The sequence below is a fragment of the Candidatus Neomarinimicrobiota bacterium genome (assembly GCA_016784545.1).
GTDB lineage: Bacteria > Fidelibacterota > UBA8477 > UBA8477 > JABMPR01 > JABMPR01.
This window is the reverse complement of sequence record JADHUM010000008.1, coordinates 19,908-44,199: the sequence shown is the minus strand read 5'-3', so window position 1 is coordinate 44,199 and position 24,292 is coordinate 19,908. Positions and strand designations below refer to the sequence as shown.

Sequence of the window (24,292 nt, the reverse complement as noted above, 5' to 3'; positions counted from 1 at the left end):
CTATCAGGAAATACTGGCGATGTATTCCTCAGCTGTCATACAGCCATCTAATTGGGAGGTATCATTCATCTTAATTTTGAGAATCCAACCCTCTCCATAAGCATCCTGATTAATCAATTCAGAGGTGTCATCAAGCTTCTCATTCACAGCCTCAATACTCCCACCAAGCGGTAGAAACACATCAGCCACCGTTTTTACAGCTTCGATGGTTGCAGCCACATCGCCCTTTTCATATTCTTCGTCAACACCTGGTAGTTCAACAAAAACAACATCACCAAGCTCGCCCTGGGCATAGTCTGTTATACCAATTGTGGCAGAATCACCTTCAACACGAATCCATTCGTGGTCGCTGGTGTATTTGAGTTCTGCTGGTACATTCATATCTGTCTCTCCTCGATCATAATAATCCTATAAAACTTTTCAAAATTAACTGGCCCTGCCTAAACAGCAAAAATCCCGCCGAATCTATGATTCAAGACGGGACAATAATATCTAGATAAATTCGTGATTCAAAGTCAATGCTCACGACTCGGATCAAACTTAAATGACTCCAGAAAGTGTGTGTCAAAATTACCTTCCCGAATCCGGTCATTCTCCAGTAATTGAATGTGGAAAGGGATGGTTGTCTTGGGACCTTCAATAATGAATTCTTTCAGGGCTCCAATCATTCGCTCAATTGCTTCTTTTCGATCGCGCCCGTGAACCACCAACTTCGCCAGCATGGAATCATAATGAGGTGGAATCTGATACCCGCTATAAATGTGGCTGTCTACACGAATTCCACGACCACCTGGGAAGTGAACACTTTTTATTAATAAGGGAGACGGCCTGAAATTCATGGCTGGGTCTTCAGCATTAATGCGACACTCAATGGAGTGTCCCCTCAATTTCATGGTCTTCAGGAAGTCTGGTAATTTCCCACCAGCATGGCAGGCGATTTGCTCTTTGACGATGTCAATCCCCGTCACTTCTTCTGAAACAGTATGTTCAACCTGGATTCGGGTGTTCATTTCCATAAAATAAAATTTACCATGCTTATCCAGCAAAAATTCAATGGTGCCAGCACCTATGTAGTTTACACGTTTTGCACCAGCTACGGCAGCTTCACCCATTTCCCGTCGTAATGCTTCAGAGACCACAGGTGATGGAGATTCTTCCATTAATTTTTGATGCCGTCTTTGGATAGAGCATTCTCGTTCACCCAGGGAATACACATTGCCATGTGAATCACCTAGGAGCTGGACCTCAATATGACGTGGATTTTCAATATATTTTTCCAGATATAATCCATCGTTGCCAAATGCAGTGCCAGATTCTGCCTGAGCCATCCCATAAAATTTAGCAACATCTTCAGATCTGTAGACCACCCGCATTCCACGACCGCCACCACCAGCTGTGGCCTTGAGGATAACAGGATAGCCCATTTCATCAGCCAAATCTCGAGCTTCGCCGGCAGAGCTTAAGATTCCCTCGCTCCCGGGAATTACAGGAACTCCAGCAGCTTTCATGGTCTCTTTGGCAGAGGCCTTATCACCCATGGCGTTGATCATATCGCCATCTGGCCCGATAAAATCGATATTGTGTTTCTTGCACATATTGGCAAAATCAGCGCTTTCAGCAAGGAAACCATATCCAGGATGAATAGCATCAGCATTGGTTACTTCCGCAGCAGTGAGAATGGCCTGGGTATTCAAATAACTAAGATTTGAAGGTCCTGGACCAATACATACGGCCTCATCAGCAAATTTTGTGTGGAGGGAGAGTTCATCAGCTTCTGAATAAACAGCCACGCTTTTAATGCCCATTTCGCGACAGGCTCGAATCACGCGTAGTGCTATTTCACCACGGTTGGCGATGAGTATTTTTTTATACATAATTTTTTATCAAGGTTCTATGAGAAAAAGAGTCTGGCCATATTCAACGGGTTGGGCATTTTCAATCTGGACATCAAGAATAACGCCAGATATTTCCGCTTCCACCTCATTCATGATTTTCATGGCTTCAATGATACACAGCGTATCGCCTTTTTTGACATGATCGCCAACTTTGACAAAGGCGTCTACATCAGGCGAAGGAGACCGATAAAAAGTACCTACCATGGGGGACTTAATCGCCACGCCCTGGAGTGAGCTCTCACTATCTGTTGAGTCATCGGGAGCCTGTGCATCAGCGACGGATTGTATAGGTGCCTGTGCCATCCCAGAGTTTTGAACCACCATATTCCCACCCTGCCTGGAAACGCGAATTTTGTTGCCCCATCTGCCAACTTCAATTTCTGATATGGTAGATTTTTCCAGCAATTCGATGAGTTGTTCTATGTCTTTAGTATTCAAAATAAATTTTCTCCTAAGCCCTCACGCGTTCCAGATAATCCCCCGTGCGAGTGTCAACTTTGACTTTGTCGCCAATATTTAGAAAGAGTGGTACTGTTACTTTCAAACCTGTCTCAAGAAAAGCCGGTTTAGAACCACCTGTAGCTGTATCCCCTCGCAGACCAGGATCAGTCTCCTTGATTTCAAGAACTACATGGGGAGCAACTTCAACATCAACAGGAGTATCATCTCTAAACAAGACCTTGATGATGTCATTTTCTTTTAGATAGTCTTTGACTGATTCCATCAACTCAGCGTCAATGGCGATTTGTTCATAGGTCTCATTATCCATGATATGGTAGTGAGATTCATCAGAATATAGATAGGTCATTTCATTGGCCAGCAATTTGACATCGTCTATTTTTTCACCTGATCGAAAGGTCTGTTCAATGACTTGGCCGCCTGGTATTTTCTTTAATTTCGTTCTGACAAAAGCATTACCCTTGCCAGGTTTAACATGAAGAAATTCAACTACTTTCCAAAGATTGCCATTGAATTCCATTACCAGATTGTTTTTTATATCGGATGTACTACCCATAATAAGTTACCAGACTCCTTCTTAAGTGGCGCGAAGTTAACCGGGGGCTGAAATCATGGCAAACTTTTTATCGGAACCGACTCCCCTCAGAAAAATCTAATCCCCTTCTATCTCCCCACATTCCCCACCAAATCCTTACTCTTTCACCACACATCACCCACCATTCATAATTCACCATTCATAATTCTTTTCCCCTTGCCTTCCTGCGTTATGATTCCTATTAATAGTCAATGGAAAATACTTACAATATCATCTCTGATAAATTACTGGAAATGGTACCCCTTATCGGTTTATATGCCGAAACACACTTTAGATTTAGAATTCCCTTTAGTCGCTATTTCAAACAGGAGCCTGAGCTTATTTTTGATACTCCCTGGCGGCTGGAACCAGGTCAAAATCTATGCATTTTTCTGGTGGTCAAGGATGCCCACCTCTATCCCGTCCACCTGGGATCTGTTGAGATCGAGGTTTCTCAAAATAATCGAATACTTTACACCAGGAACTGGACCCTGGACCAAAACTCCAAGGATAGACAGATTGATTTTGAATTTTCCTTCAGCGACTGCGATCTTCCCTGCGGTGAAGTCGAAATAAATCCCACATTGACCTACTCCATTTCGGGAAAGCAACGCCGACTTCAGTTAGATAATTACCGAGGAACAAAAAAGACACCGCTTCGAGTTACCATCGCCAAGGAGGGTTTACCAAAACTAACTGGTTGGCAAGCAGGTGATACCCATCTCCACAGTTCGCTGACCAATGATCAGATAGAATTTGGGGCATCACTGGAACAGACCCGAAAAGCAGCCCAGCTATTGGGATTGAATTTCATCACCGCTACCGATCACTCCTACGATCTTGATGATCAACCTGATGACTATTTAAAGAATGATCCTGAGTTGGAAAAATGGAATCAAAGTCGTGAACATATCACAACATTAAATAAAGAAAACCAGCTCACCATTATCCCTGGAGAAGAGATCAGTGTCGCCAACGCCAGAGGTGCTACGGTTCACTTCCTGCATTTTAATGATCCGGTCTATTTCCCAGGAAGTGGCGACAGTGGTGAAGACTGGCCTCAGCTCAAGTCTCAGTTGAGCATCGATGATGTGTTGGCGCAACGCTCCCCGCAAACGGTTTCCGTAGGTGCCCACACTGCCTATAAGTTCCCCTGGTTCCAGCGAGTGCTCCTGAAGCGTGGGTTCTGGGAATCTCAGGACCATAACAACCCTGAGCTTGATGGTGTGCAAATTTTATGCGGCACGCCAGCCTATTCAGCATTTCATACTTCAAGACAACTCTGGATTGATGCGCTGCTAAGAGGTCACAAACTGGGTGTCTATGGCGGGAGTGATGGTCATGGAAACTTCAACAGAAATTGGCATGTTACTCTACCTATGTGGTCACTGGGGACCCATGAGGATCAGATTTTTGCTCAATCCAGAACCATCGTCAGGAGCGATAGTTTAGACGCGTCAGCCATTGTGGATGCCATGAAGCACCGTCGTACTGCCCTGTCAACAGGTCCCATGGGAGATCTTACTATCACATCAGGGGGAAGTGCTTATGGAATTGGTGACACAATCAATGCAAAGAAAAATGAGACCCTCACAATATGCTATCGTGGTCTCAGTACGGAGGAGTTTGGGGTAGCAATGGATGTTACGCTATACGCTGGAGACCTTGAGGCCCGGGAGGAGACGCTCCTCTTTCACGATTCAGAGGTATTAGATGGATTTGAGATTACTCAGAATTTCATCATTCCAGGCAAATCCTATTTGCGTCTGGAAATCAGCAGCCATGGATCTCGTTGGCCAGGGATTTATGTTTCCTCCCCCATTTGGATTGAAGTATAACTTGTGAAGCGATTGAGATTCGAACTTAACGCTTGATTAAATGGGTGTTAGTCTCAATAAATTGCTGTGCATCCATACTGGCTGTGGGGTGCACAGGATCAGGTCCCTGGCGCATCATAATAATAAATTTGCCAATAGGGTTGGACGTCACAGCTTCAGCACCGAATGTACTCCGCACACTATTGTTCGTACCCCCTGACATAGAGGTATGGGTCTCAATTGTCAGGTCCGCCTCTGAAAACTCTTTTTCTGGTACTTCTTCATAACTTTCATCCTGGATGATGAGAAAATGGGAGAGCCCCTGCTCAAGCGTAAGCTCTGCACAGCGGAAGGTCAAATATGTCCGCACTTCATCGAGATCATTGTATTGGTTTCCTTCGAAGGTGACTTCAAAAGTATTTTCATTAATTTTATTTTCACTATACCCCCCACTGGCATTCATGGGTCTATAGGTCACTGCGCAGCCTAGAAACAGGATTATCATCGATACGGTTACAGCAATTTTCAAAAATGAATTCATGATTTCCCTCCACAAAATTATTATTACTTCTTATTGGCTTTTCTGACCTGCAATTCCATAGCCTTCCACTCAGCAGGAGAAAGTACATCAAGAAAGTTGAATTCACCTGCTCCTTTTAGCCATTCTCCGCCATCAATGGTAATGACCTCACCATTGATATATTGAGACTGATCTGAAACCAGATAGGCTGCCAGATTGGCCAACTCAATATGTTCACCAACGCGCTTCAGAGGTATTCGATCTATGAACGTCGCTTCCAGACCTGGTGGAAGGAGTCGATCCCAGGCCCCCTCAGTAGGAAATGGCCCTGGAGCAATGGCATTCATGGTAATCCCATACTTGGCCCACTCCACAGCCAAACTTTTCGTCAAGGTTTGAACGCCTGCTTTGGCAATAGCGGATGGTACCACGTAGCCTGAACCTGTTGTGGCGTAGGTCGTGACGATATTCAATACCCGGGCGGGTTGTCTGGACATGATCCAGTGTTTACCAAAAGCCAGAGTGGTATTGTATGATCCTTTTAATACAATATCAGTGATAACATCGAAAGCTTTGTGACTCAAAGCTTCCGTGGGACTCACAAAATTTCCAGCAGCATTATTCAGAAGGATATCAATGGATCCAAAGTGTTTCAGGGATTGTTCCAGAGCAGATTCCACGGCTTTGTAGTCACGGACATCCAGGGCAATGGGAAGGACTTCACCTCCAGTAGCCAACATCAGCTCGCGTGCTGCAGCTTCCAGGACTTCTAATCTACGGCTGGCAATAACAACATTGGCTCCCAGTTCAAGGAATCGGAGAGCCATGGATTTCCCCAGACCCGTTCCTCCACCTGTGATAAAAATAGTTTTTCCCTTGAGTAGATCATTTTGAAACATATGTCGGAACTCCTTTCCCATAACCTGCTCATCTAGAAACTGCGAAGCAAGAAATATTATCAAAATGTTGACATCTGGAGAATAAATTATATCTTACTTTGTTTTTTAAAGTACTTTATCAACAAGCGAGGAGTATATGATCAAAAAGAATGCACAGGATCCACAAGCACAACTCGATTTTATAAAATCAATCATGGATGATAGCCAGAAAGTATTGGCTGACAACGGGATGGGATTCATCGTCTGGGGCATTCTGATTCTGCTGGCTGGCTTGCTTTCCTTCATCCTGGACCAGTTCCAGATGTCACAATACGTAGGTTGGGCTTATGTATTTATAGTCAGTCTCGGATGGATATATATGATGTCCTATGATAGAAAACGGGAAAAACAAACTATAGGAAATCCCCTCATCAGGAAGGTTATTGGTTCCATTTGGATCGCCGTATTACTGTCAATGACCATTCTGGGTTTTGTCGGTGGCGCCAGTGGTGCCATAAATTTAGACTACATGTCAGCCGTCATGTATACCGTGTTAGGGACTGCCTACTTTCTCCAGGGAGTCATCACCGGGAAAATGTGGGTCCGTAATTTGGGTCTGGCGTGGTGGGGTGGCTCCATCATCTTGTTCTTCATTGAGGGTCCTGCAGCCATCACACTGATGATCCTCATGATGATAGGCTTGCAAATCGTACCTGGAATTATCTTTAATCGACAATGGAAATCTCATTTTTCTGAGGATTAATCATGACTGATTTTGACTATCAACAGATTGATGACCTGATCCATTCACGGATACGTCTGGCGGTTATTGCAGCGCTGCATACAATGGGTTCCGCCAGTTTTTCAATGATAAAGAAATCAGTGGGGGCCACAGACGGAAATCTCAGTGTACATATGCGCAAACTTGAAGATGCCGGATATCTTGAAGTTGAGAAATCCTTTGTTAAACGTAAACCTGTGAGTGTTTACAGTCTCACAACATCGGGTAAAGCAGCTCTAAAAGCATACATCCTATACCTGGAGAACATGCTCCCCCTGAAAGGAACAGGTGACTAAAATGAACAAGATATTCCTCATAATAATAATCGGGGTAAGTGCCATGACACTCCTGGCGAATGCACCTTCAGGTACATTAACCGGAACCATCACCGACCGTGACACCAAGCATCCCCTCCCTGGGGCAAATGTGATCCTTGAAGGAACCGAAATGGGTGCAGCCACAGACCTCAATGGACGATTTGAGATAAGAGGTGTCCCCGTTGGCAGCTATTCCATACGAGTCCACATGATTGGATACAAATCACAGGCTAGAGCCAATGTCCACTCCTTAGCCAACCGCCCTGGTGTGATAAATGTGGCTCTGGAGCCAACTGTACTTACTGGTTCAGACATCGTGGTCACCGCTGGTTATTTTGAAAAAGTCAAGGACGCCGCCACCAGTGTTCGTAGCGTTGATTTCGAAGAAATCCGCTCTGACCCAGTGGGTGCCTATGATATTCTCAGCATGATGCAATCGCTCCCTTCGGTAGTTTCAGGTGCAGATCAAACCAACGAGATCATCGTGCGTGGTGGTGCGCCTGGTGAGAATCTCTTTGTTATGGATCATCTTGATGTCCCCTACCCCGTGCATTACCCCGAACAGGGAGCAGGCGGTGGACCTGTCACCATGGTGAATACGGATTTTATCGAAAGAATCGATTTCTTCGCAGGTTCTTTCCCTGCCCGCTACGGGGATAAACTCTCCTCAGTCATGGATGTGACTGTGAGGGAGGGAAATCGGGAAAGTCATGAATCGAAGGTAAGTTTCGATATGGCCGGGTTTGGAGCTAGCCTTGAGGGACCAATGACCCCAAAAAGCTCGTATCTCTTCTCAGTAAAACGGTCTTTCCTGGACTTTGTTATCCAGCAGAGTGGACTCCAGGCAATTCCCACCTATTGGACCTTCCAGAGCAAATTGGTTTATGATCTTAGTCCCAAAGAAAAGTTGAGTCTTAACTATCTCGGTGGAATTGATGGCATCAATATTGTTGGCGAAGACAGCCCCCAGAACCGCGGTGCTGAAAACGTCGACTATGCCAGTCAACAGCACACATTGGGTCTGACTTATAAGAACCTCTACTCCCGTAAAGGCTATCTTCTGGCTTCCATTGGTCAGAATTATGTCACCATAAATATCGATGCCTTTCGGGTAACTGATGAAGAGAGTCACGACACTTTCTATGAGGGGATCACCGTAGAGCAGGAAATCATCTTTAAAGCTGATATGGTGCACAAGTTCAATAAGAAAATTGAGGGGAGTCTGGGGTTAAAATTGAAGATAGCCCCCAACACCTGGGATCTCATGTCCTTTAGTGACGAATTAATTCTCTATGGCTACGCTGCTGATTCTCTTTCTCCGGCCCTACCGGTCTCAAGAGATGTTTTTTACAGTCAATTCTTCGGAGATACAACAGCCGTTATCATGCCCTTTGACACCATTGCTACCTATTCTGGAACTGATACAACGTATAAGCAGATCTATAATAGCTTTGGTGTATATGGACAGGTGAAGTATAATCCCACTGCAAGATTGGAACTCACTGCAGGAGTTCGTCTGGAATACAATGCCTATATTGAAAAGTCAAATCTCTCTCCCCGGCTCAACATCAATTATCAATTCACTCATAATCTCAAAGCAAACATCGCTGCGGGACGTTATTTCCAGGCACCATTTAACGCCATGCTGATCTTTGGTGGTGAAGATACCAAGGCCCTGGACTTCTATCATGCCGATCAAATCGCCCTGGGAATGGAGTACCTCCCCTTCGAGGATACCCGCATTACCCTGGAGTATTATCAAAAAGAATTCAAAGACATGCCCATGGAGGAGATTCTTGTGGATCGAAACGGGGCAGATAGTTTGGGAGACTTTCGTAACATCGGCGCAGGTCGATCTGAAGGGATCGAGTTCTTTATTCAAAAGAAATTTTCAAAAAACTGGTACTGTACTTTCAGCTACAGCCATTCGGTGTCAGAAGGTATCGATCCCAGAAAAGCGGAGACCATCTACTATCCCTGGGATTATGACTACCGTGATGTGGTAAGCCTGGTTGGAGGCTATAAGATCCGCTATATGGATTATGACTGGTATAACAGGTATAAGGAAACGTTGTTTGCATCAGTAACCTCATGGTTGCCCATGGCCCCTGCTGATGAATTTGAGATTAGCTTTAGGCTAAGATATGCCGGTGGAAAGCCTTATACACCCAAAACCTATAATCACAATTACAGGAAATGGTACACCAACAGTTCAGATGATTGGAATACCAAACGTATGGGTGAATATTATCGCTTCGATATCATGTTGCTCCAGCGGTTCTATTTTGAGAAGCTGAACCTGGTTGCCTTCTGGGATATCATGAATGTCTTCAACCGAGATAACCCCTGGGACTATGTTTACAATGAAGATGGGACCAAAGATATCGCCTTACAATTCAAGACTTTTCCTATTGGTGGGATTACGCTAGAGTTTTAACAATCTACAGGTTATTGTGCTTTTAACCTTGTGCAGGTTCCAACACCTCGCAAGGTTACTTTTTGGTTTTAATTATGTCAAGAAATCAAAATAGTATACAATATTTCTCACGATTCATCGTCTATATAGGTGACATGCAAAGCCAAAGATCACAAAAAGCTGAATCACCACGCCAGAATAATGCGCGTCGAAAGGGTACGATTGTCCTTGAAGCCCGTGAATGGCTGCTCAATTCAGTCTCTGGGATGGTGCCTCGTTATGAAGATGCTGAAGATATTGTTCAGGATGTCTTCCACCAGTTTATTGGTGCTTTTGATGAGCTCCGCTCCCTGGAAGCAACCTCTGCCTGGTTGTATAAAACGGCCAGGAACAAGGTGAGTGATTTTTATCGTAAACGCGCCAGAACCCTTGAGGGAAGCCACAGCGCAGTTCAATCCGGTGATATTGAAGAAGGGCAATTTTTAGAGAACCTGCTTCATGATCCAGAGCTGCAACCTGCTTCTCTCCTCGATCAGTCTCAGCTTCAGGAACGACTTGAGGCAGCTATCGAATCACTCCCCGAACTGCAGCGGGAAGTATTTATCTGGCATGAAATTGAGGGTCTGAGTTTTAAAGAAATTGCCGAACTCACTGGAGATTCACAGAACACGCTACTCTCCAGAAAGCGCTACGCTGTCCTGGCTTTGCGTAAAAGGTTAAATGATTTATATGTATAATTTGAAAGGAAGATATCATGTGTAAACCATCAATAGGAAAAATGATTGGAATCGGTTTTTTTGTAGTCGCTGCAATCATTGTGTTTCCAGCAGTTACCATGCTGCTATGGAATTGGTTGATACCAACCCTGTTCAGTGGTCCCGTCATAACATATTGGCAGGCCCTGGGTCTCATCCTGCTCTCGAAAATTTTATTTTCCAGCGGTCATGGTGGAAGTCGCCATAGCAAATACCACAATAATGGTCCCTGGAAATCTCATCTGAGAGAGAAAATTGAGTTAAAACACAATCAAGAAGTTCAGACAGACGAGGCAACACCCTCAGAATCTGTTGAATTGGAAAAGGAATAAGGATATGAAAAAAGTAAAACTGAATAAAAGAATGGGACTGGGTCTACTCATTTTAGCACTTGTTCTGGGTATTGCAGCCTGTGGCACCCATCGTGGTCCACATCACATGGATCAAGCCAAAATGATGAAACGGATTACCAGGAAACTCGATCTGAACGAGATGCAGCAGGGAAAACTTCAGGTAGTCCTTGAAAATGCGTCAACCTTCAAAGCTGGTATGCTGGCAAATCACACAGAGCTAAGAGGTTCACTGAATGAAAATTTCAGGGCAGCCCAATTGGATGTTGATGTGCTAAACACACAGTTCGATGAGATTGAATCAGAATTTAGCGCTTTTCGCAAGGCCATGATCTCTGATTATGCTGAATTTCACGCCAGTCTCGATGACTCGCAGCGGGAAAAATTGGCTTCCAAATTTGAGAAGATGAGTGAACGACATTAACCTGTCCATATACCTGGCATACTGGCTTAATAAAAAGAGGTTGGAGTGATCCAGCCTCTTTTTGTCAAAGGTCAAAGGTCGAAAGTCGAAGGTCGAAGGTATAGGGGAGTATAACTTCTAACTCCTAACTCCTAACTCCTAACTGAACTTCTAAAGTGCTTTATCTATAGTATTCTTTCAAATAATCCTGAACCATACGTGTACCAGTAAACTGAACGCCGGTCTTAATCGATTCGCGCATGAGGCTCAGCCATTTTGTCTGATCATTGTAGTAGGTTGGAATTACCTGTTCTTCCAGTAGTCGATATAAGTGGTCTGCATCAGCGGCATCATTAGCATTGTTTACATCTCCAATAGCCCAGCCATTGATGCCATCCCTACAGCCTTCAGCCCACCAGCCATCCTGGATCGATAGATTGGGCACTCCGTTGAGTGTGGCTTTCATACCTGAAGTACCAGAGGCCTCGTTGGGTCTCAGAGGTGTATTCAACCAAACATCGACACCTGCAGTAATCAGGTTGCCTAGCCACATGTTATAATTTTCAAGAAACACGATCTTCACATCTCCCAGCAACTCCTTGGCCTGGAGTACAATATCTTTGAGAATCTCTTTGCCGTGGTCATCACGAGGATGGGCTTTCCCGGCAAAAATGAATTGCACTTTCCCCTTGGCCAGACGAATCAATCGTTCTTTATCATGAAAAATCAGCCGGGCGCGTTTGTATTCTGCAGCTCTTCTGGCAAAACCAATGGTCAGTCGCTTCTCGGAGAGTGCTCGTTGTGTTTGGGAATTTGCATAATCCAGAAGAAATTTCTTCTGACCGCGGCTGGCAAACAGTAGTTCCTCATCTGGAACAGAATCAATCTCCAGTAAACGAGTCGGATCCTGACGCCAACCAGGTAGATTTCGATCAAACACTTCTCTGAAAATTTTCCCAACCCAATATCTGTGAAATACACCATTGGTTACATGACCAATATTAAAATTTGGAAACTGTTGCCGGGCAACTTCACCATGCAGTTCGGATACGCCATTAGCGCTGCGACTGAAATAAAGTCCTAGTTCCGTCATATGGACACGACTATTGAGTACCATTGAGGGCAAATTCAGTTTTTCAGGAAGAAGATCACCTATCAGCCGCTTGACCCGATCCGAGGCAAAGTGATCATGACCGGCGGCGACAGGAGTATGGGTTGTGAAGTGGCAACGTTTCCTGACTTCTTCTTCATCGCCATTAAATTCCTTCAAAAGCTCCAGAGTAAGAAACGAACAATGACCCTCATTCATGTGGTAGGTTGAAAAATCTTGATATCCCAAATTGCGCAGCGCACGAATACCAGCAAATCCCAGGACTGCCTCTTGAAGAATCCGATGATCCTTGCCACCTGCGTAAAGTCTTAAGGTGATGGTTCGATCTTCTTCATTATTGCCATCCACATCCGTATCCAGCAACAGAATATCAATTGGTGTACCATTTATCCCTACAAAAGTATATTTCCAAACCTGGACATGAACTTCACGACCCCGGAGGGGCAAGGTGATCGTTCCATCCAGTTTTTCCAGAAGTGGATCGGGCTCAAAACGAGGATAATTCTCCGTCTGATTCCCTTCCTCATCCATTCTTTGCTTGAAATAGCCCTCTTTGTACATCAGGGTTACAGCAACCATGTTTACGTCTAAATCTGCGGCAGCCTTAATATGGTCACCTGCTAATATTCCAAGTCCCCCACTATAAGTGTGCAGACTTGGAGAAATCCCGATTTCTGCACTGAAATAGGCTACAGTGGCTTGATTATTTGACATTTATTCCTCTTGTTTATTTAAATATATTTATGCTCAGGAGTAGCTCCAGTTCAAGAGACTCTCCCGGGCTAAGGTTTAATTTCCAATGTGGCAATAGTGCCGAAGCCTGGTAGACTCGTTCAAATCCTGCTTCAGACATGGAGACAGTTTCAATGGGAGAACGCCATAATTGACATTTCTCTGAAAATTTTATGTTTATTTTAAAATTATCCCACTCATTTATCAGTGCAGCCGTTTGTACATCAGCCTCATCACCTTGAGAATTCAAGGGTCCAACATTATTGCCATTCACCAGATAGTACCGGTCGGGACTGTTCCCTCCCAGAAGCCCAAAATTCAATTCAAGGCCATAGTGCTGATTAATGCTGACCTCTCCCTGATTGGAAATAGCAATTTTTATTGATACATCATTATGATGAAGTTCTACTTGTTTTTCAATTTTGATTTGAGACTGATCAACAAATCCTGAAGTGTTAATCTGTACACCAGCTTCTCGCTGTGTAACGGTACTCGCAACCCTGGAATAGTTCTTCTGCAAAGCTCCAGTATAGTGGGCATTCTGGGATTGATCAGAGTTAAAAATATGGTCGATGAGGCCATGTCGCTTATAGCTATCGACAAACAATTTATCCTGCAGCCCCTCTTCTTTGGTCAGTACAATATCGTGAATGGACCCACTTGCATTTGGGTCATTGCTGGCCTGGGCCAATTTCTCATGATAATGCTCAGAGTAGCGTTGGAGGTAATTTGTGACATTGAAATAAGCTGGCAGCCAGTCTATCTCACGGATGTGACCTTTATCGGCGGAAATGAATAGTTGTACAGTATCTGATCGTAAACGGTATTCTTTCACCCCATCACTATCAATATCAACCAAGCCAGGGAAGCTGCCTCCTGAAGCCAGAAACCTTTCTTCGGCCTTGAGTAAATGTTCATAGATGGCGTGACGTAGATGTGGAAGGTAGAGCCCACCAAAGACACCGTGCCAGTAAGCACAATTGCATTGTGCCCGGTACAGGTCATCCCTGAGGTCTGAGGGTATGCCCCCTTTGCTCTCCAGTTGCTTCATATTGAGTGAAAGAAACTGTACACGCTTTTGCATCCAGTTGGACTCAGGATATTTTGTGAAGAAATTACGCCACATACCCCCCTTTATAAAGGGTCTGCTCTCATCAGACTTGCCCTGATCTTCCATCTCATGAATAAAATGATCCATCTGTCGGCCCAGATCTGTTTGTAATGTCCATTGGGACATCTCGAAATATGAGGAGGTGGGTATATACACCAGATCCCGAGGGATATGATTTGAATGATACGCTTTAAATGTGGTAGTGGTGATCCATTCTGAATTTTCACTTAACAAAGTAAAAAATCTTTCCAGCCATTTCTGGCCATACACGGTTTCCCAGGTTCCAGGCCATATGCCGAATTTTTCGCCATCATCTGCCATAACCACCAGGCTATTACCATCTTCTGAGGCATAACTCTTTAATATATCTATGGCGACCTGAGGATCTTCAAAGGGCATGGCATAGCGCATTTTCTGACTGATGGGAAAGACACTGAGGACTTTGCCTTCCTGCTCTGTGAAATAATATCCGTTCAAATTTTTGGGGTCAGCACCTGTGGTCAGAAAGTGGTAGTCATCTACAACCATGTATTCAATATCAGCTTTGTGTAAACTCTGTGCGAGGTGTGGTTCCCACACGCGCTCGGTGAGCCAGTTACCTTTAATTTCATAATTCATTTGCTCCAGAGCCCAGTCGTTCATTTTCTTAATTTGACCGACTTGATCTGCTTCTGGAATCATGGCCAGGATAGGTTCATAAAATCCACTGCCCAAAACTTCAATATTTCCTCGATCTACCAACTTCTTGAAAAGCTCCAACACGTCAGGGCGATGTCCTTCAAGCCACTCAATGAGAGATCCACTGAAATGGAAGGCCATGCTGATATCTGGAAAATTTTCAAGGACTTGTAGAAATGGCAAGTAGGAACGATCACAAGCATCATGAAAGACGTTGTCAAAATTTCCCACGGGTTGGTGGTTATGTATTCCAAATATGAATTGGACTCTTTTCATTCTTTACAATTCCCGCTATGCAGATTGAATTATTGCTTTTTTAGACAATAGAGCCGGTCGTAAAAACAACCGGCTCCAATTGTCTGAAATGGATATTTGTTTACATACCCTTAAACAAGTTGATCAAGTCAACAACGCGGTTTGAATAACCCCATTCGTTGTCGTACCAGTTCAATGTCTTAACAAAACGGTTTCCCACAACCCTTGTATATGCTGCATCATATATGGAGGAGTATGGATTTCCAATAACATCAGAAGAAACCAAATGATCTTCACTGTACTGGAGTACATTCTTCATTCGATCAGTCTTGGATGCGGCCAGAACAGCGGCATTGATATCTTCAACCGTCACATTGCGATTCAATTCAACAATGAGATCCACAACGGAACCATCAGCTACAGGAACACGAGCTGCAATACCATCAAGCTTACCTTTGAGTTCAGGAAGTACTTTACCTACTGCACGGGCTGCGCCTGTTGTAGTAGGAATGATGTTCTCAGCGGCAGCACGGCTACGACGCCAATCTGAGTGAGGAACATCAGCAAGACGCTGATCATTGGTGTAGGCATGTGTGGTTGTCATCACACCTTCAACGATTCCAAAAGCATCATTGAGGACTTTAGCCATTGGGGCTAAACAGTTGGTTGTACAACTGGCATTGGATACGATTTTGTGCTCAGGTTTTAAACCATCTTCATTGACACCTAGAACAACCGTGTAATCCACATCATCCTTTGCAGGAACTGTCAAGATCACTCGTTTTGCACCGGCTGTTAAATGTTGGGTCAAGGATTCTTTAGTTCTAAAGACACCTGTTGCCTCGATGACAACATCAATATCCAGCTCTTTCCATGGTAAATCAGCAGGATTACGTTCGCTGATCATTTTTACGGTGTCATTTGCAGTATGCAATACATCACCTTCTAAATGAACTGTTGCGTCCCCAAAACCACCCATGACAGTATCATATTTAAGGAGATAAACCAGAGCTTCACGCTCGAATAGATCATTGATGGCGACGACGTTGATGTCTTTACGTTTATCTAAAATCCGAAATACGGAACGACCGATACGACCGAATCCATTAATTGCTACTCTCATGCAGCACCTCCTTTTACGCCGAGCTTGCCATAAGCAAGAGCTAGATCGACTAGACGTCCTGCCTGGCCAAGACTGTTATCATACCAACTAAGAGTCTTCACCATTCGCTTACTTGATTTCATAGTACCCTTGGTGTCAAAAAGCAAGGAGTGGGCATTTCCTATCACATCGCTTGATACGATAGGATCTTCAGTAATTTCGATATATCCACCCAATGTTTTAGCGGCTGTACGCATGGCATCATTAACCTGTTCAACAGTGGTCTCACCCTTAGTGAGGACACAAGTCAGGTCAAGAAGTGATCCCATAGGCACAGGAACATTCAGGGCTGAACCTTCAATTTTCCCCTTAAAACGAGGTAAAATATGCTCCATCCAATAGGGGCTGATATTGACATTAGGAATGATGTTTTCAGCAGCTGAACGACTACGTCTGAAATCTGAACCAGCTGTATCGCGTAATGGCTGGTCACTTGTGTAGGCATGGATAGTGGTCATCATGGCATATTCAATACCAAATGCTTTGTCAAGAATATCCAGCATCAAAGCCAGGGCGTTTGTAGTGGCAGATGCTGCAGAAACGAGTTTATCACTAGCTTTCATGCTGTCATCATTCACGCCCATTACGATGACTCGATCAATATCATCATGGGGAAGTGAACCAAGGATAACCCGCTTGGCACCTGAATCCAGGTGAGCCTGCATGGCCTCGCGTGTGCGGTATTTGTGGGTTGAATCAATTACGATATCAACATCAAAAGCATCCCAAGGGACATCTTTGGGTGCCACACCATGGATGAGACGCGCCTTTTGATCGCCAACAACAAGGTAGTTTCCTTCAAGCTGTGCGTCTACAGGATCTCTTCCATCATTTTTTAGCAAATAGTGAAGAATATCGGAGCGACCAATATCACTAATTGCAACAACTTGCATTTCAGGCTGATCCAGGCTTAAACGGTAGACATCTCTACCGATCTCGCCAAATCCCATTAGCCCGACTCTAATCTTACTCATAGAACGTGCCTCCATTTCGATCCCTTTTCAGGTGGGAGCGATTGTTAAAGGTTATATATATTTTCAATGATCAATTCTGCTTTAAGTGTATAATTGCTTCGTGATCCTCACTAAGAAGATCGTCCAGGTTGTAAATTTCCCCATGCAGCATTCCGGTAATCACCGGATTCATATCTAGCTTGTAGCGTTGGCCGAAGAGAGTGAGATCCAGAATGATATAATTAAGAGCGATTGAAACGATGGCTGAATTTCGTGTCCAGGCAACCTTATTGGTAGGTAACATTTCAACACCTCCCAGGAGGGCTGAATCATGATCAACCACCAGGAGAATCTTGCTGCTCCATACATCTTCCAAACGTTTACTATCCAGATTGTAGGCAAAAACAGTCCCTACATCTACAGGGATATCGCAAAAAGAGAAGATGACAATATCCACACCACGTTTTTCAGCAGCAACCAGATCGGCATGCAGCTTACTATACTCGGTGATCCAAATGGATAAGTATACTGATTTTTCTGCATTTTTAATCATATGTCTCGCACGGTCAATCATGCTGTCATAGCCACGAATATTCCACAGGTCACCGACCTCAAGATCAGTATTGACATTTTTTAGCGAATCTTTGAGCGTATCCAGATTGGTGGTAAAATTATTCTCCAAAACATCAAATAGATGATCGGGAGGCAAAGGGATATACCTGGTTGGATTGGAGTCCACGCAACTCACCATACCCGTGGTCTCCAAGCGCTTTAAAATCTCATAAATTGCAGATCTAGGGATTCCAGATTTGCCACTTATCTCATAACCTGTGGCAGGATTATTCTGTAAAAGGCTTAGATATGTTTTAGCTTCGTTGGATGTAAATCCGAATGATTTTAGAGCGGGGAGTAGATTGTCATTCATTAGCGTGTCTCACTTCTTAGTTACGCTTAATATATCCGCCAATTATGGCCTGCATAGTATTTTTTAAACCCCTAAAATATTTTCTTCAAGAAAGCTGAATCCTTCGTTTTCCTTTCATCATACTCGACACCACAATACATTGCCGCCCATGAAAAAATTCACCACTCTCATTACTCACTATCCAAAGACCATTATATTCATCAATCTGCTGGTGATTACATTATTAGCCCTACCCATATACAAGATTCACATTAACCCAGATCTGCAGGCACTGATTCCATCTGATGACCCGGATGTCATCCGTATGGAAGAACTTGAAGAAGAATTTGGTGGTTTGGATGTCATTCTGATCAGTTACCATTCAGAAGATGTCTTTTCACGCGAGGGACTGGAGATGATCGAAAATCTGAGCTATGATCTTGAAGGGCTCCCAGAAATCGATCACATTATTAGTCTGACCAATTATGAATCTATCCTCAGCGATGATGAATCCATGACAGTGGATAAATTCATACAAGAATTTCCAAGCAGTCAACATGAGAGTGACTCCCTGGCTCAATGTGCTATTGCAGATCCCATGCTGGGTCGTCTTCTTGTATCTGCCGATCGTGAATATACCGCTATTATCATTTATCCAAATCCAGATACTGATGAAGTCACAACAGTAAGTGCGATACAGAATCTTCTGATTCCCTATCAAAAAGAGAAGCATGATCTGAGATTGGGTGGAATGCCAGTCATCCGAGCACAAATATCTGATGATATTGGTCACGACACCAGCACCTTTATTCCCGCAGGCATGCTCCTGATTGCGGTTTTACTTTATTTTAGTTTTAGATCCCGCCGTGGCGTGGCACTGCCCCTGTTAGTCGTTCTGCTATCTATTTTGGGGACGCTGGGACTAATGGCCTGGCTTGGGCTCATGCTATCCGTGATTTCAAGTATTATGCCCATCATGCTTATTGCCGTGGCCAGCGCTTACGGCATTCATATTATTACTCGCTATTTTGAAGATTGTGCTGTGCTTCCAGATGATGCAGATAGCAAAGAGATTGTTACCAGTGTGATTGAGCATATGCTGAGGCCCTTGTTTCTGGCAGGTCTTACTACAGTAATTGGATTTCTATCCCTGCTATCCCACATTTTGCCTGCTTCCCGTGAAGTCGGTGTATTAACCGCTTTCGGTGTGGCATTGGCATTCGCTATCTCGATTACCTTTATCCCTGCTGTGTTGGTATTGACTCAAAAACCAAGCTCTGACAGACAGGATAAGAACACAGCGAATCGATTACTTTCAAGGATATTGGTAAGAATAGGGCGTCTGGTTTTCCATCATCGCACAGTCATATTTTCTGCCTTTACCGTGATTACCATCATAGCGGCCATTGGCATTCCAAAGGTCGAGCTAGACAGCAATCCACTCAATTATTATGGTCTAGATTCAGATGTCCGAGTGATCAACAATATCATAGAAGAACGTTTTGGTGGAAGTACCACCATGTCGGTGGTGGTTGAAGGAGATATAAAATCTCCTGAGGTGCTGAATCAGATTGATCAAATTCAAAAATTTCTAGAAGGTCGTGAGGGTGTCGGCTACACACTTGCCATCACAGATTTTGTAAAACTAATGAACCAGTCCATGAATGGCGGTGATCCAGCCTTCTATACCATTCCAGATTCCCGTCAACTGGTTTCTCAATATTTATTATTGTACTCGTGGGAATCCAGCGATGGCTATCTTGATTCTTATGTGGACTATGATTATCGCACTGCCCAAATCGTGATTCGACTAAATACCATGGATGTGTATTACATGGTAGACCTTCAAGAGGAACTCAATCAATTCCTCAACCAGAACATCCGTGTTGACAACAAGCCCAAGAGTGAGGGGTATGCCGTACTTCTGGGGAATCTGATGCCCATGATGGTGAAAGGTCAGATACGTAGTCTGGTATTATCAGTAATCCTGGCAGCTCTAGTGACGGGTCTCGTATTTAGATCATTATCAGCGGCCCTTATCAGTGCCATGCCGCTGGCATTCGCCATAACAGGTGTCTTCGGATTGATGGGATATTTGGGTATCTACTTAAATACGGCAACATCCATGCTCAGTTCCATCATGATTGGAATTGGTATTGATTATACGATTCACTTCTTGTTCCGTTTCAGGACGGAGATTCGGAATGGCCTGGGTGACGAAGAAGCCATTGTTAAAACTCTGAGTACGACAGGCCAGGGCATCATTATTAATGGTTTTTCTGTGATGATGGGCTTTGCGGTTTGTATGCTATCTACTTTTATTCCCATCTTTTTCTTTGGCTGGCTAATTTCAGTTTCCATTTTTATGTGTTTGATTGCAGCGCTTACCCTCCTTCCATTGGTGCTCATTCTCACTCGTCCAAAATTTATTTTTAGCAGATAAAATGCATAAATCTTGCTTGCGTAGAGAATAATTTTGCCTAGATTGGAAACGTATGACACTGAAAACGTTTCCATCGGAACCTGCCACCAACACCCCTGAAGAGCACATCTTAGCCCATGGGTTGCGCTCTATTATTAATGAAGGCGTGCGAGGCTTTACTGTTGAATCTCTGGCTAGGGAATTGGCTATGAGCAAAAAAACCATCTATAAATACTTCCCTACGAAGGAACGGTTGCTTCGAGAAATCTTCTTATTTGTCTCAGGCCGAGTCACTCGATGGATACAAGAGTTGGTGAATAGGGATGCTAACCCTATCGAGAAATTCCAAGAGTTAGTCCTTACTATTACCAAAAATCTCACATTAGTTAGCCCTACACGCTTTTCTGATATTAAAGCGAGACACCCTGCTCTATGGCGAGAGATAGAGCAATTCAGGTTGGATCGACGCGATGATTTCCTCATCCTCCTTCAGGATGCCCAAAACCAGGGATATATAAGAAAATCCTTGGAAGTCGAGCTTACTGCCACCCTATTTATGAATATTATCAATTCAGTTTTTCAACCAGAATTCTTTCTAAACAACCGGGTTACACCGGCTCATGTAGCCGAGACCTTCCTGGATATATTTTTGCGGGGACTCATGACCGAAAAAGGCCTTAAGCACTTGGAGGAGAGCAAATGAAACAGTGGTATGTGAATCAGTCTGTTGAACACCCCTGGCGCAGTACCATTCTGTCAGTATTAATCACCCTGCTCATGGGAACAGGAATTCAACATTTTGTAATCGAAGACGATTTTATGAAAATGCTGCCCCAGGATATACCATCTATGGTTACCTGGAATGACCTCAAAGACGAGTTCGGAAGCACCGAACTCATGTTTCTGGGATTTGGGAATCGTGGCGTCGACGCGCTAAACCCTAAAAGTCTCTCAACACTATGGGACCTTACCCATGAATTGGAGGAAATCGAAGGTGTTGATGAAATCATGTGTATCTCAACCGCTGATAAAATGGAGAGTCTTGATGGATTTCTGGAAGTCTCCTCCCTGCAGGAATATCGAGATCTGGATGATAACGAAATTGCTGATTTAAAAAAATATCTGGGTGAGAACCCAAAAATAAAGACCCGGAGCTTAAGCGAAAAAGGCGATTATTTTAATGTCATTGTCCGTCCAATGGTTGGGACAAAAGGCGATCTTCTGGTAAGCAACCTCAAAAAAGTGGCTGATAAATATCTTGATGACTATGATGTCCATTGGGGTGGACAGGCATATATCACGGGGACCCTACCTGCCCTGATCAGAGTAGATGTCATGAGTCTCATGCGCGCAGGCTTGATCGGAATGCTCCTTATCCTCCTGTTTAGTTTTCGCAATGTCTCAGCTGTGTTTTCTGTGCTCATTACTATTCTCATGTCCATGATATTTATGATTGGCTTCAACGGGTGGATGTTCTACCTCACAGGATCGGATTCTTTTCTATTTGGTATTTTGAACACATCAATGCCCATTATTCTCTTAACAATTGCCAATTCATACGGCGTACACGTTATCACCAAGTTTTTTAGAAAAATGCGTAGCAACAAGGATGCTAAAGCCGCTGTAGAGGCTAGTGTCAGTGCCCTTTTACTTCCCATCTTTCTGGCTGCAACAACCACGGTCGCGGCATTCCTTTGTATGGTATTTGCTCCACTGGAATCCCTGCTGGGTTACGGCATTTCCATTTCAGCAGGAATCGTCTGGGCCTTGATTCTTTCCACTCTATTTCTCCCCTCCATTCTGGTATTAAAAAAATGGAACCCAAAATCCAGTGCCGTTTCCAATGCCAGTCATTTTGAAAGATTTGTCATCGCTTTTGGAGAACACGTCATCAAGCGCCCCAAAGCAATATTGATCGGTGGTGCCGTGGTGGTGATCATTGGAGCTCTTGGCATATTCAAACTAAATATTGAAGTCAATGTGAAATCATTTTTTAAACCAGAGAACCCCATACGTCAAAGCCTAGATTTTATGGATAGTGAGATGACTGGGACCATGGATCTACAACTGCTGATCAATGCGGACTTAAAATCTCCTGAGGTGCTTAAAAAAATAGAAAGTATTCAGCTGTTCATGGAAAAGCATCCCTCTGTAAGTCTTTCCATTTCGATTGCCGATATCATTAAACAGATGCACCGCATGATCAATGACAACGATCCGGCATTCGAAACCATACCTGACTCTCGGGACAAGGTAAATAACCTGTTTACCATGTATTCCATGTCTGGCGATCCTGATGATTTTAGCAGCCTGGTTGATTATGACTATAAAAAGGGTCTCGCCACCTCCATGATGCGGGCAATTTCCACCAGGGAAGTAGTTAAACTGGTTGACGAAATTGAAGCTTTCCTCCAGCAGGATCATTACAGTGATCTCAATATAACTATCACCGGTATGCTGATTGTGTTCAGAGATCTGGTAGGACTGATTATCCGGAGTTCATTCATCAGTATTTTCGCCTCTATTCTTATCATTGCGCTGATTGCTTCCTACTTCTTTAAGCACTGGATTTGGGGTTTGCTAGCTGTTGTCCCCTTAAGTTCTGCTGTAGTCCTCAACTTCGGTCTCATGGGCATCTTTGGTATTGATTTAAACCACGTGACGGCGTTACTGTCAGCCATCATCATTGGAGTCGGCGTAGATTTTGCCATTCACTATATCAGTCAGTTTAGGACTCATTTGCATCGGCATGGTGTTGAAGGAAACCTCAGTGCCGAAACCATGCGCGATGTTGGATTCCCCGTTATTCTGGATGCCGCATCAAACATGGCTTTCGGAGCACTCTTGTTTTCCGAGTTTGTACCCATGATGCATATGGGTGGTCTCATGGTTTTCGCCATGATTTCCACATCGGTGGCAACGTTGACATTATTGGCTGTGCTATTGGAAGTAAGTAAATATTATCTGGCACGGGTGGAAGGTGTCCGGATTACAGCTCAATCTTAATTTTTGAACAAAAGGATTAGAAACATGAAACTATTATCAAGAAGTCTGATTACCACATTGCTCATCACTTTGCCCTTGTTGCTGTTTGCACAGACCGGATATGAGTTAGCCAAAGCCATGGAAGACAAGGCTGCTCCCGCAGACATGAAATCAAATATGACTATGGTTCTGACCAACAAACAAGGCAAAACCAGGGAATCAACCATTCGTTCCATTACTGCCGACGACAACAAAAAACAGATCATCTGGTTTCTGGCTCCAGCTGATGACGAGGGTGTTGCCTTTTTGAAAATTGAACATGCCCAGAAAGATGATGAAATGCGACTCTGGCTCCCTGCATTTAAGAAAGTTCGGCGCATTTCATCCAAGAAAAAAGCCGATTCCTTTATGGGCTCCGATCTAAGTTATGAAGATATGACTTCTCGGGAACTGGATGAGTACACCTATGAAATCCTGGGTGAGAAAGTGGTGGATGGGATTGACTGTCATATTCTGGAGAGCACACCGAAAGAAGGGGTCACACGCACCTATAAAAGATTTGTCACGTGCGTTAGTAAGGCGGATCTGGTCTCCATATTGGATGAGGCTTATGATACACGCGATAGTCTGCTAAAGCGTCGGGTGATGAAATATCGTAAAGAAAAAGGCTATGACCTACCTATTGAAATCTTTGTAGAAAATGTTCAGAAGGGCACCAATACGCGTCTGGTTTTTAGCAGCCAGGAAGTAGATACTGGTGTTGAGGAAGATCTCTTTCAAGAAAAGAATTTAAAACGCATGCCCAAATAGGATC

General features: G+C 43.9%; 22 protein-coding genes. 11 read left to right on the top strand and 11 right to left on the bottom strand.

Annotation, left to right across the window (positions count from 1 at the left end):
- Nucleotides 1–3 precede the first annotated feature (3 nt).
- From gcvH to efp, 4 genes are all read right to left on the bottom strand, one after another.
- Entirely contained in the window at nt 4–381 is a 378-nt protein-coding gene (gcvH, locus tag ISR87_03235; protein ID MBL7024443.1) for a glycine cleavage system protein GcvH, read from the bottom strand.
- A gap of 134 nt (nt 382–515) precedes the next feature.
- Nucleotides 516–1,874, bottom strand: a complete 1,359-nt coding sequence (gene accC / locus ISR87_03230; GenBank protein MBL7024442.1) for an acetyl-CoA carboxylase biotin carboxylase subunit — start codon at nt 1,872–1,874, stop codon at nt 516–518.
- Nucleotides 1,875–1,883: 9 nt separating this feature from the next.
- A complete protein-coding gene (gene accB, locus ISR87_03225) occupies nt 1,884–2,333 on the bottom strand; it encodes an acetyl-CoA carboxylase biotin carboxyl carrier protein (GenBank protein ID MBL7024441.1) in 450 nt (149 codons plus the stop codon).
- A 13-nt stretch (nt 2,334–2,346) separates the two neighbouring features.
- Nucleotides 2,347–2,910, bottom strand: coding sequence for an elongation factor P (gene efp, locus ISR87_03220; protein MBL7024440.1), 564 nt, complete (start codon nt 2,908–2,910; stop codon nt 2,347–2,349).
- A 230-nt stretch (nt 2,911–3,140) separates the two neighbouring features.
- Here efp and ISR87_03215 point away from each other — a divergent pair, with 230 nt between their 5' ends.
- Nucleotides 3,141–4,766 carry a CehA/McbA family metallohydrolase gene (locus ISR87_03215; GenBank protein MBL7024439.1) on the top strand — a complete coding sequence of 542 codons (1,626 nt, stop codon included), beginning with the start codon at nt 3,141–3,143 and terminating at the stop codon, nt 4,764–4,766.
- A gap of 25 nt (nt 4,767–4,791) precedes the next feature.
- Here the strand turns inward: ISR87_03215 and ISR87_03210 are convergent, their stop codons facing one another.
- Nucleotides 4,792–5,286, bottom strand: a complete 495-nt coding sequence (locus ISR87_03210) for a hypothetical protein (protein ID MBL7024438.1) — start codon at nt 5,284–5,286, stop codon at nt 4,792–4,794.
- Nucleotides 5,287–5,309: 23 nt separating this feature from the next.
- The gene (locus ISR87_03205; protein ID MBL7024437.1) at nt 5,310–6,164 is read right to left on the bottom strand and encodes an SDR family oxidoreductase; all 855 of its coding nucleotides are present in this window, start codon (nt 6,162–6,164) and stop codon (nt 5,310–5,312) included.
- 136 nt (nt 6,165–6,300) lie between these two features.
- Between ISR87_03205 and ISR87_03200 the strand changes: the two genes are divergently transcribed.
- The 6 genes from ISR87_03200 (at nt 6,301) to ISR87_03175 (ending at nt 11,186) form a co-directional block, all read left to right on the top strand.
- Entirely contained in the window at nt 6,301–6,906 is a 606-nt protein-coding gene (locus ISR87_03200) for a hypothetical protein (GenBank protein ID MBL7024436.1), read from the top strand.
- A 2-nt stretch (nt 6,907–6,908) separates the two neighbouring features.
- Nucleotides 6,909–7,220, top strand: a complete 312-nt coding sequence (locus tag ISR87_03195; GenBank protein ID MBL7024435.1) for a transcriptional regulator — start codon at nt 6,909–6,911, stop codon at nt 7,218–7,220.
- A gap of 1 nt (nt 7,221) precedes the next feature.
- Complete coding sequence (locus ISR87_03190) at nt 7,222–9,678, top strand: TonB-dependent receptor (protein MBL7024434.1); 2,457 nt, start codon at nt 7,222–7,224, stop codon at nt 9,676–9,678.
- A 74-nt stretch (nt 9,679–9,752) separates the two neighbouring features.
- Nucleotides 9,753–10,394 carry a sigma-70 family RNA polymerase sigma factor gene (locus ISR87_03185; protein ID MBL7024433.1) on the top strand — a complete coding sequence of 214 codons (642 nt, stop codon included), beginning with the start codon at nt 9,753–9,755 and terminating at the stop codon, nt 10,392–10,394.
- Between the two features lie 17 nt (nt 10,395–10,411).
- Nucleotides 10,412–10,744: a hypothetical protein gene (locus ISR87_03180; GenBank protein ID MBL7024432.1), complete on the top strand. Its 333-nt coding sequence runs from the start codon at nt 10,412–10,414 to the stop codon at nt 10,742–10,744.
- Between the two features lie 4 nt (nt 10,745–10,748).
- The gene (locus ISR87_03175; protein MBL7024431.1) at nt 10,749–11,186 is read left to right on the top strand and encodes a periplasmic heavy metal sensor; all 438 of its coding nucleotides are present in this window, start codon (nt 10,749–10,751) and stop codon (nt 11,184–11,186) included.
- 160 nt (nt 11,187–11,346) lie between these two features.
- On the opposite strand, the gene glgP is transcribed toward ISR87_03175, so the two are convergent.
- The 5 genes from glgP to ISR87_03150 form a co-directional block, all read right to left on the bottom strand.
- Nucleotides 11,347–12,990: an alpha-glucan family phosphorylase gene (gene glgP, locus ISR87_03170; protein ID MBL7024430.1), complete on the bottom strand. Its 1,644-nt coding sequence runs from the start codon at nt 12,988–12,990 to the stop codon at nt 11,347–11,349.
- A gap of 13 nt (nt 12,991–13,003) precedes the next feature.
- Nucleotides 13,004–15,073 (bottom strand): DUF1926 domain-containing protein, encoded by a 2,070-nt coding sequence (locus tag ISR87_03165; protein MBL7024429.1) that lies wholly within the window; start codon nt 15,071–15,073, stop codon nt 13,004–13,006.
- Nucleotides 15,074–15,173: 100 nt separating this feature from the next.
- The gene (gene gap, locus ISR87_03160) at nt 15,174–16,175 is read right to left on the bottom strand and encodes a type I glyceraldehyde-3-phosphate dehydrogenase (protein ID MBL7024428.1); all 1,002 of its coding nucleotides are present in this window, start codon (nt 16,173–16,175) and stop codon (nt 15,174–15,176) included.
- Nucleotides 16,172–17,188, bottom strand: coding sequence for a glyceraldehyde-3-phosphate dehydrogenase (locus ISR87_03155; GenBank protein MBL7024427.1), 1,017 nt, complete (start codon nt 17,186–17,188; stop codon nt 16,172–16,174). Before ISR87_03155 ends, gap begins: the two co-directional genes overlap by 4 nt.
- Nucleotides 17,189–17,258: 70 nt before the next feature.
- Nucleotides 17,259–18,092: a TrmB family transcriptional regulator gene (locus tag ISR87_03150; protein MBL7024426.1), complete on the bottom strand. Its 834-nt coding sequence runs from the start codon at nt 18,090–18,092 to the stop codon at nt 17,259–17,261.
- Nucleotides 18,093–18,240: 148 nt separating this feature from the next.
- Between ISR87_03150 and ISR87_03145 the strand changes: the two genes are divergently transcribed.
- The 4 genes from ISR87_03145 to ISR87_03130 are packed head-to-tail and all read left to right on the top strand — an operon-like array spanning nt 18,241 to nt 24,288.
- Complete coding sequence (locus tag ISR87_03145) at nt 18,241–20,514, top strand: RND family transporter (GenBank protein MBL7024425.1); 2,274 nt, start codon at nt 18,241–18,243, stop codon at nt 20,512–20,514.
- A 52-nt stretch (nt 20,515–20,566) separates the two neighbouring features.
- Complete coding sequence (locus ISR87_03140) at nt 20,567–21,196, top strand: TetR/AcrR family transcriptional regulator (protein MBL7024424.1); 630 nt, start codon at nt 20,567–20,569, stop codon at nt 21,194–21,196.
- Complete coding sequence (locus ISR87_03135) at nt 21,193–23,499, top strand: MMPL family transporter (protein ID MBL7024423.1); 2,307 nt, start codon at nt 21,193–21,195, stop codon at nt 23,497–23,499. The genes ISR87_03140 and ISR87_03135 overlap by 4 nt, the downstream gene beginning before the upstream one ends.
- 24 nt (nt 23,500–23,523) lie before the next feature.
- Nucleotides 23,524–24,288: an outer membrane lipoprotein-sorting protein gene (locus ISR87_03130; protein ID MBL7024422.1), complete on the top strand. Its 765-nt coding sequence runs from the start codon at nt 23,524–23,526 to the stop codon at nt 24,286–24,288.
- Nucleotides 24,289–24,292 lie beyond the last annotated feature (4 nt).

Bases quoted from the DNA above. Each gene is read 5' to 3' on its own strand.
- gcvH (MBL7024443.1), bottom strand. From the start codon at position 381: ATGAATGTACCAGCAGAACTCAAATACACCAGCGACCACGAATGGATT.
- ISR87_03195 (MBL7024435.1), top strand. From the start codon at position 6,909: ATGACTGATTTTGACTATCAACAGATTGATGACCTGATCCATTCACGG.
- ISR87_03215 (MBL7024439.1), top strand. From the start codon at position 3,141: ATGGAAAATACTTACAATATCATCTCTGATAAATTACTGGAAATGGTA.
- ISR87_03185 (MBL7024433.1), top strand. From the start codon at position 9,753: ATGTCAAGAAATCAAAATAGTATACAATATTTCTCACGATTCATCGTC.
- ISR87_03190 (MBL7024434.1), top strand. From the start codon at position 7,222: ATGAACAAGATATTCCTCATAATAATAATCGGGGTAAGTGCCATGACA.
- ISR87_03205 (MBL7024437.1), bottom strand. From the start codon at position 6,164: ATGTTTCAAAATGATCTACTCAAGGGAAAAACTATTTTTATCACAGGT.
- ISR87_03150 (MBL7024426.1), bottom strand. From the start codon at position 18,092: ATGAATGACAATCTACTCCCCGCTCTAAAATCATTCGGATTTACATCC.
- ISR87_03155 (MBL7024427.1), bottom strand. From the start codon at position 17,188: ATGAGTAAGATTAGAGTCGGGCTAATGGGATTTGGCGAGATCGGTAGA.
- efp (MBL7024440.1), bottom strand. From the start codon at position 2,910: ATGGGTAGTACATCCGATATAAAAAACAATCTGGTAATGGAATTCAAT.
- ISR87_03165 (MBL7024429.1), bottom strand. From the start codon at position 15,073: ATGAAAAGAGTCCAATTCATATTTGGAATACATAACCACCAACCCGTG.
- ISR87_03175 (MBL7024431.1), top strand. From the start codon at position 10,749: ATGAAAAAAGTAAAACTGAATAAAAGAATGGGACTGGGTCTACTCATT.
- ISR87_03140 (MBL7024424.1), top strand. From the start codon at position 20,567: ATGACACTGAAAACGTTTCCATCGGAACCTGCCACCAACACCCCTGAA.
- ISR87_03130 (MBL7024422.1), top strand. From the start codon at position 23,524: ATGAAACTATTATCAAGAAGTCTGATTACCACATTGCTCATCACTTTG.
- accC (MBL7024442.1), bottom strand. From the start codon at position 1,874: ATGTATAAAAAAATACTCATCGCCAACCGTGGTGAAATAGCACTACGC.
- ISR87_03210 (MBL7024438.1), bottom strand. From the start codon at position 5,286: ATGAATTCATTTTTGAAAATTGCTGTAACCGTATCGATGATAATCCTG.
- ISR87_03180 (MBL7024432.1), top strand. From the start codon at position 10,412: ATGTGTAAACCATCAATAGGAAAAATGATTGGAATCGGTTTTTTTGTA.
- gap (MBL7024428.1), bottom strand. From the start codon at position 16,175: ATGAGAGTAGCAATTAATGGATTCGGTCGTATCGGTCGTTCCGTATTT.
- glgP (MBL7024430.1), bottom strand. From the start codon at position 12,990: ATGTCAAATAATCAAGCCACTGTAGCCTATTTCAGTGCAGAAATCGGG.
- ISR87_03135 (MBL7024423.1), top strand. From the start codon at position 21,193: ATGAAACAGTGGTATGTGAATCAGTCTGTTGAACACCCCTGGCGCAGT.
- ISR87_03145 (MBL7024425.1), top strand. From the start codon at position 18,241: ATGAAAAAATTCACCACTCTCATTACTCACTATCCAAAGACCATTATA.
- ISR87_03200 (MBL7024436.1), top strand. From the start codon at position 6,301: ATGATCAAAAAGAATGCACAGGATCCACAAGCACAACTCGATTTTATA.